General features: G+C 65.0%; 7 protein-coding genes. All 7 read left to right on the plus strand.

Features of this window, described 5'->3' with window-relative positions:
* Positions 1-31: 31 nt before the first annotated feature.
* Positions 32-1,708: an acyl-CoA synthetase gene (locus tag ACSR1C_RS14650; protein ID WP_460260118.1), complete on the plus strand. Its 1,677-nt coding sequence runs from the start codon at positions 32-34 to the stop codon at positions 1,706-1,708.
* Positions 1,709-1,756: 48 nt separating this feature from the next.
* Positions 1,757-2,257: a MaoC/PaaZ C-terminal domain-containing protein gene (locus ACSR1C_RS14655; RefSeq protein ID WP_460260119.1), complete on the plus strand. Its 501-nt coding sequence runs from the start codon at positions 1,757-1,759 to the stop codon at positions 2,255-2,257.
* Positions 2,254-3,033, plus strand: coding sequence for an enoyl-CoA hydratase-related protein (locus ACSR1C_RS14660; protein WP_460260120.1), 780 nt, complete (start codon positions 2,254-2,256; stop codon positions 3,031-3,033). The genes ACSR1C_RS14655 and ACSR1C_RS14660 overlap by 4 nt, the downstream gene beginning before the upstream one ends.
* Before the next feature lie 16 nt (positions 3,034-3,049).
* Complete coding sequence (pcaF, locus tag ACSR1C_RS14665; protein WP_460260121.1) at positions 3,050-4,249, plus strand: 3-oxoadipyl-CoA thiolase; 1,200 nt, start codon at positions 3,050-3,052, stop codon at positions 4,247-4,249.
* A gap of 14 nt (positions 4,250-4,263) precedes the next feature.
* Positions 4,264-5,031: an enoyl-CoA hydratase-related protein gene (locus tag ACSR1C_RS14670; protein WP_460260122.1), complete on the plus strand. Its 768-nt coding sequence runs from the start codon at positions 4,264-4,266 to the stop codon at positions 5,029-5,031.
* 2 nt (positions 5,032-5,033) lie between these two features.
* The gene (locus ACSR1C_RS14675; RefSeq protein ID WP_460260123.1) at positions 5,034-6,575 is read left to right on the plus strand and encodes a 3-hydroxyacyl-CoA dehydrogenase; all 1,542 of its coding nucleotides are present in this window, start codon (positions 5,034-5,036) and stop codon (positions 6,573-6,575) included.
* 272 nt (positions 6,576-6,847) lie between these two features.
* Positions 6,848-7,979 (plus strand): substrate-binding domain-containing protein (locus ACSR1C_RS14680; RefSeq protein ID WP_460260124.1); only part of this gene is annotated, 1,132 nt, incomplete at its 3' end.

Consider the following 7,979-nt stretch of genomic DNA (forward strand, 5'->3'; position numbering starts at 1 on the left):
GTGACCGAACGAAAGTGACGACGTAAGCAAGATGAAAGACACGTACCCTTTGAACACGGCCTTGCCGTCCGACTGCCTGGTCGCGCCGGCGCAGCAGCCGGACTATGCCGATGTCGCCCTTCCCGACCCTGGCGCAGGGTGCAATGTGGGCGACCGTCTGGCCGATGCCCATGTACGGGCCGGGCGCGGTGCGCTGGTTGCGGCGATCCAGGCGGAGACCGGCAAACGCTTTACCTTTGCTGATCTCGCGGGCGAAAGCACGCGGCTGGCCGCCGGGCTTGTCACGCTGGGGGTGAAGCCGGGCGACCGTGTCGCCTTTCAGGCGCCGAACGATCCCGAGGTGCTGATCGTCATGATCGCGATCTGGAAGGTCGGCGGCGTGGTCGTTCCGATCCCCGCCTATGCGAACGAGGCCGAGGTACAGTATTTCATCGCCGATACCGGCGCGCGGTTCCTGCTGGCCCATGCCAATACCGGCACGGTGGCGGATCGTGTGACCACGGTCGCGCAAACCGCGCTGGAAGGGGTCTATGCCTTCGGTCCGGGGCACGACGACATCGCGGTTCCGTCGTGGACCAGCCTCAAGACCGATGATGCGGTTTCCCTGCCTACGGTCGATCCCGATCAGGTCGCCATTCTGTGGCACACCGGCGGCACCACGGGGCACCCCAAGGGGTGTTACCACACCCACCGGCGGTTCCTGCTGGGCGGCTATGCTTTTGGCGCGGGCAACGCGGTTGCCCCCGGTCAGAACTGGGCGGTGACCACGCCGGTCGGCCATGCGCTGGGGATCATCTACAACACGATCTTCACGGTCCTGCACGGCGCCACCGCCGTGATGATCGAGAATTTCTCGGACCCCAAAACCGTGCTGGGCGCCGTGGCCGACCACAAGGTCACCACGCTGACCGGGCTGATGGCGTCCTGGGCCAAGATGACCGATTTCATCCGCAAGGGCGCGGACGGGATGCCGGTCGATACAACCTCGCTGACCCGTTGTTTCGCCATGTGGCAGGCGGCCTCGGCGGCGGATGTCTATGATTTCTGGCTGGATCGCGGGGTCGAGCTGCTGAACAATTTCGGCAGCACCTCTTTCGCGAACTGGGTCCTGGTACCGCCGCCGGGCGAAAAAGCCCCGCGTGCCGCCCTTGGCCGCTCCCTGCCCGGCTATAGCCCGGCAGCGGTAGAAGCCACCGAGGGTAAGGTGCGGATCCTGCCGGCGGGCGAGATAGGCCAGTTGGCCGTCAAGGGTCCGACCGGGCTGACCTATTGGAACCGGCCCGATCTGCAGGCCAGCGATGTGCGCGACGGCTGGACGCTGTCGGATGATCTGGTGCGGTTCGATGCGGATGGCTTTGCCCATTACCTGGGCCGCACCGACTATATGATCAGCACCGGCGGCTTCAAGGTCGCCCCGGGTGAGGTCGAAGAGGCGCTGGTCCGCCACCCTGCCGTGCGCGAGGTCGCCGTGGTGCCCGCCCCCTGCCCGACCCGCCTGGAAAAGGTCGTGGCCTATATCGCCCTGCTGCCCGACATCGCCGAAAACGACGCCCTGAGGCAGGAGTTGAAGGCGATGGTGAAGGGGCAGCTTGCCTTCTACAAGACCCCGCGCGAGATTGTCTTTGTCGATGCGCTGCCGCGCGACGCGGTCGGCAAGGTGCAGACCAAGATCGTCAGGGATTGGGTGCTGCGGGACCTGTCGGAATGATCCGATGCTGAACCGCACTGACATCCCGGCGTGGACCGGAGGACGGTTATGATTGCAGTGCCCGTTTTGACGGTCGCCTCGGATGCGCTGGGATATTTCGATACCCTGACCGTCGGGCGCCGGTACGCGGTCGGGTCCACCACGATCAGCCCCGCCGACGCGATCGCCTTCGCCGAGATCTATGATCCGCTGGGGATTCACCTGTCCGAGGCGGCGGCGACCGAGTCGATCTTCGGCCGGATTATCGTCAGCGGCTATCAGACGCTTTCGACCGTCCACGCGCTGCGGATCAAGGGTGGTTTCTTGCGGGAAGAGCATGTCGTCTGCGGGGCCCAGGTGGATGCGCTGCGCTTTCTCAAGCCGGTTTTTCCCGGCGATGTGCTGTCCGTCAGCGCCGAGATTGTCGATCTCAAACCACCCCGGCGCCCTGGCGGTTTCGGGATAGTCGGGCTGCTGTATGAGGTCAGAAATCAGGACGGTGTGCTTGTCCTGCACAGCACCGACCATCACGTTCTGAAACTCACGCCCACCGGGCAGGGCGGCGCATGACAGATGCTTTGGTCACACGGTCGGATGCGGGCGGGGTCGTGACCCTGACGCTGAACCGGCCCGACAAGCTCAACAGCTTCAATGCCGCGATGCTGGCCCGGTTGCGCGCGGCATTTGACGCTATCGCCGCTGATCCCGCCCCGCGTTGTGTGGTGCTGACCGGATCCGGGCGCGCCTTTTCCACAGGTCAGGATCTGGGCGATCGCGAACCCATCCTGCGGGGCGAGGGTATCGATCTGGGCGCCGCGCTTGACGCGGGCTTCAACCATATCGTGCGCACCATCGCGGGGCTGCCGATCCCGGTGATCTGCGCCGTGAACGGCGTGGCGGCGGGGGCCGGGGCCAATCTGGCGCTGGCGTGCGACATCGTGGTGGCGGCGCATTCGGCGAAATTCGCGCAGCCCTTCACCCGGATCGGCCTGATCCCCGACAGCGGCGGCACCTGGTTTCTGCCCCGGCTGGCCGGCACCGCCAAGGCCAATGCGATTGCCCTGCTGGCCGAAACCGTGACCGCCGAAGAGGCCGCGCAAATCGGTCTGATCTGGAAGGGCCTGCCCGACGATGCGCTGATGCCAGCCGTGTTCGAAATGGCCGCGACCATCGCCGGCCGCCCGCGTCAGGCGCTGGCGCTGACCAAGGCGGCGCTTCAGGCCTCGGCCCGCAACACGCTGGATGCCCAGCTTGATCTGGAACGCGACTATCAGCGGCAAGCGGGCCGGACCGACGACTATCGCGACGCAGTCGCCGCGTTTCTGACCAAGCGGCGCGCGACATAACCGAACGGAGCCACCCATGCCCCAAGTTTTCATCTGCGACACCGCCCGCACAGCCATCGGCCGCTTTGGCGGCACCCTGTCCTCGGTCCGCGCCGACGATCTGGCCACGGTCCCGATCCGCGCGCTGATCGAGCGCAACCCGGCCATCCGTAATGCGATCGACGAGGTGGTGCTGGGCTGCGCCAATCAGGCGGGCGAAGATAACCGTAACGTGGCGCGCATGGCCGCCCTGCTGGCGGGTCTGCCGCCGGAAATCGCGGGCACCACGCTGAACCGGCTCTGCGCCTCGGGGATGGATGCGGTGGGCTATGCCGCGCGGTCGATCAAATCGGGCGAGATCGAGCTGGCCATCGCCGGCGGGGTCGAAAGCATGAGCCGCGCGCCCTTCGTGATGCCCAAGGCCGAAACCGCCTTTTCCCGCGCAAACGAGGTGCACGACACCACCATCGGCTGGCGCTTCGTCAACCCGTTGATGCAGGCGCAATACGGCGTTGATTCCATGCCAGAAACGGCGGAAAACGTGGCCGAGGATTTCGGCATTTCCCGCGCCGATCAGGACGCTTTCGCGCTGCGCTCGCAGATGCGTGCGGCGGCGGCGCAACAGGCGGGCGTGTTCGGGGACCGGATCGTGCCCGTCACCGTCAGGCAGCGCAAAAAAGAATTCACCGTCACGCAGGATGAACACCCCCGCGCCGATACCACCGCCGCGACGCTGGCGAAGCTGCGCCCGATTGTGCGCCCAGACGGCACGGTGACGGCTGGCAATGCCTCGGGCGTCAATGACGGGGCGGCGGCGCTGATCCTGGCCTCGGAACATGCGGTCGAAAAACACGGCCTGACGCCCTGTGCCCGTGTTCTGGGCATGGCCACCGCCGGGGTGGCGCCGCGCATCATGGGGATCGGGCCGGTGCCCGCCACCCGCAAGCTGATGGCGCGCCTGTCGCTGGAAATTTCCGCCTTCGACGTGATCGAGCTGAACGAGGCTTTCGCCAGCCAGGGCCTGGCCACCCTGCGCCAGCTTGGCCTGCCCGATGATGCGGATCACGTGAATCCCAATGGCGGCGCGATCGCGCTGGGTCATCCGCTGGGCATGTCGGGCGCGCGGCTGGTGATGGATGTCACCCGGCAGTTGCAGGTCAGCGGTGGCAAGACCGGCCTTGCCACCATGTGCGTGGGGGTCGGCCAGGGCGCGTCGCTGGCGGTGGAACGGGTCTGAACGGGAGCAGAACGATGGTTGTACTGACCGAACCACAGGGCGACGGCGTCGTCCTTGTGACGCTGAACCGGCCCGATGCGCTGAACGCGCTGAATGACACGCTGCGCACCGCGCTGGCCGAACAATTCACCGCGTTCGCGGCTGATCCGGGCGTGCGCTGCGTGGTGCTGACCGGCTCGGACAAGGCTTTTGCCGCCGGGGCCGATATCGCGGCGATGGCCACGGCCGGTACGGCCGAGGTTATGCTGCGCGCCCGCGAAACGATGTGGCAGCCGATCAAGGACTTTCCGAAACCGTTGATCGCGGCGGTCAACGGTTGGGCGCTTGGCGGTGGGTGCGAACTGGCGATGCATGCCGATATCATCATCGCGGGCGAAAGTGCGCGGTTCGGTCAGCCCGAGATCAAGGTAGGCACCATTCCCGGCGCGGGCGGTACCCAGCGGCTGGTGCGCGCGGTGGGCAAGTTCAAGGCGATGAAGCTGCTGCTGACCGGCGCACCGGTCACCGCGCAAGAGGCCGAAGCGATGGGCCTGATTAGCAAGGTGGTGCCGGATGATCAGACCCGCGCCCACGCGCTGGCAATGGCCAAAAAGATCGCCGCCCTGCCGCCACTGGGCGCGCGCAAGATCAAAGAGGTGGTTCTGGCCGGGGCGGATCTGCCGCTTGAGGCTGCATTGCTGGTGGAACGGCAGGCGTTCCAGCTTTTGTTCGACACCATGGATCAGAAAGAGGGCATGGCCGCCTTTCTGGAAAAGCGCAAACCGAGTTTCCGGGGGAAATGATCATGGGCACCGTCGCGAAGGATTTTACCATCGGCATCGTCGGTGCGGGCGTGATGGGGCGCGGGATTGCCCAGATCGCGGTCGAAGCCGGCTATCCGGTCATTCTGGCCGATATCAGCGCCAGCGCCGCGCAGGACGGTGTGGAATTCTGCACCGGAATGATCCGGCGCCAGGCCGACAAGGGCCGCACGACGCCAGAGGCCGCCGCCGGTGCCATCGCCCTGTTGCGGCCCGCCACCGTCGCCGATGCAGACAGTTACGGCGTCTTTGCCGGTTGCGCGCTGGTGATCGAGGTCGTGGCCGAGCGGATGGATATCAAACACGCGGTGCTGGCGCAGTTGGAGGATGCGGTGGCGGAAAGCTGTATCATCGCCACCAACACTTCGTCCTTTTCTGTCACCGAATTCGCGGCACCCGCCCGTCTGCCGAACCGGATCGCGGGCTTTCACTTCTTCAACCCGGTGCCGTTGATGAAGATCGTCGAGGTGATCGGCGGCGCGTTGACCGACCCCGATATCCTTGCGACGCTGAGCGCCGTCGCCGCCCGCATGGGCCATTTTTCGGTCAAGGTCACCGACAGCCCCGGTTTCCTGATCAACCACGCTGGCCGCGCCTATGTGACCGAGGCACTGCGCATCCTGTCTGAAGGCATCTGCGACGTGGCCGATCTGGACCGGATCATGACCGGGGCCGCGGGGTTCCGCATGGGGCCGTTCGAGCTGCTGGATCTGACCGGGCTGGATGTGTCGCAAGGGGTGATGGAATCGATCTATCACCAGTTCTACGAAGAGCCGCGCTTTCGCCCCTCGGCGATTGCGGCCAAGCGGCGCGCGGCGGGCCTGTTCGGCCGCAAGACCGGGCGCGGCTTTTACAGCTATGAAAAGGGCAAACCGCACCTGCCCGAAGAACCACCCGCGCCGCAGATTGATGTCGCGGGGGCAAAGATCTGGGTCAGCAATGCGCATCCCGAATATGCCGCTGCGTTGCGCGGGTTTCTGGCTGGGATCGAGGCGCAGGTCGAAACCGGCGGCAGGCCGTCGGATCAGGCGATCGCATTTTTCACCCCGCTGGGTCAGGACACGACCACCAGCGCCATGGCCGAAGGGGTTGATCCGAAACGCGCGGTGGCGGTGGATATGCTGTTGGGGCTGGCGGGCCACCGCACCCTGATGCGCACGCCCGTCACCGATGCGGATGTGCTGGCCCGCGCCTATGCGATGCTGGCCGCCGATGGCGGCAAGGTCACGGCAATTCATGACAGCGCCGGGTTCGTCGCACAGCGCATGCTGGCCTGCATTGCCAATGTGGGGACCGATATCGCGCAACAGCGGATTGCAGCCCCCGGTGACATTGACCGGGCGGTCGAACTGGGGCTGGGCTATCCCAGCGGGCCGCTGAAACTGGGCGATACGCTGGGCGCTGGCCGCGTACTGGCGATTCTTGAAGGCTGTCAGCATTTCTACGGCGATCCGCGGTATCGCCCCAGCCCGTGGCTGAAACGCCGGGCCCTGCTGGGCGTGTCGCTGACAGTGGACGAAGGCTAGCCCCTGAGCCGCGGCGGCACGGACAGGTTTCTGTGGCGGTCATTTCGTTGCCCCGAACCGACCCGGTTTTCCGGGCGCGCTGTTTTCGGAACGGGAACACCAATACATATAACAAGTCATCCCTATTGGGTGTTGACTGATGGATGCATAGGGGGCTAATCATAGATGCCGCTGCGGACCCCGCCACAAGGATCGGGTCCGACGGCGTGGAATGGCCGGATGGGCGAACCGTTTCAACCCGGTTTGACCTCGTTAGGGATGGAAAAAGTGCTATGTCGGATGTGAAACTGACCGTCGCGGTTGGCGACTACGATCAGATGCGGGATCTGCAAAACGGGCGGGTCCGCGTCAACGGCATCGACATGACACTGCTGAACTACGATGTGGAGGAAATCTTCTTTCGCTTCCACGACCGGCTGGAATGGGAAGTGTCCGAACTGTCGATGGGCATGTATACCTCTGCCATCTCGCGCGGCGACAATCGGTTCATCGCCATTCCGGTCTTCCCCTCGCGCGTCTTTCGCCATTCGGGCATCTATGTGCGTTCCGACGGGTCGGTGAAAAGGCCCGAGGATCTGGCCGGCAAGGTCGTCGGTTGTCCGCAATGGTCGCAGACCGCGACGATCTATGTGCGCGGTTACCTGACCGATACCGTGGGCATTCCGCTGAGCGCGATCAAATGGGTGCAGGCCGGCGTGAACGATTGCGGGCGCGACGAGCCGTCGAAGCTGAAGCTGCCCGAGGGCGTCGAGATGGCGCAGATCAACGACCGCACGCTGAACGACATGCTGCTGGACGGCACGGTCGACGCGATCATCACCGCCCGCCCGCCGAAATCCTTCACCGCCGGCGACGCGCGGATCCAGCGCCTGTTCCCCGATTATCGCCCGGTCGAAGAGGACTATTTCCGCGTGACCGGCATTTTCCCGATCATGCACACGGTCGCGATCAAGCGCGAAACCTATGAGGCCAACCGCTGGATCGCCCGCAACCTGTTCCAGGCGTTCGAAGAGGCCAAGAACCGCAGCGTCAAGCGGTTGCAGGACATGACAGCCGTGCATGTGCCGCTGCCCTGGGTGCCCGACCTGATGGAAAAGGCCGACGACCTGCTGTTCAAGGGCGGCGATTACTGGCCTTACGGCATCGAGCAGAACCTGACCACGCTGCAGGCCTTTCTGCGCTTCGCCTATGAGCAAGGTACCTGCCACCGCCACCTGTCAGTCGAAGAGCTGTTCGCCGAAGAGGCGCTGGCCGAAATCGGCCCCATCGGAAGGTTTCTTCGTAGAACCACGCTAAGGGGGAACTTTCAGAGAACATCTTCACGTTTCCCAGTCTCTGGCTGGTCTGATGTTCAGCGGCCGCGCAATTTTGCGGTCAGCGGTCCCAGAATGCCAATCGAAGTCG

It is taken from the genome of Actibacterium sp. D185-2, from assembly GCF_054954595.1.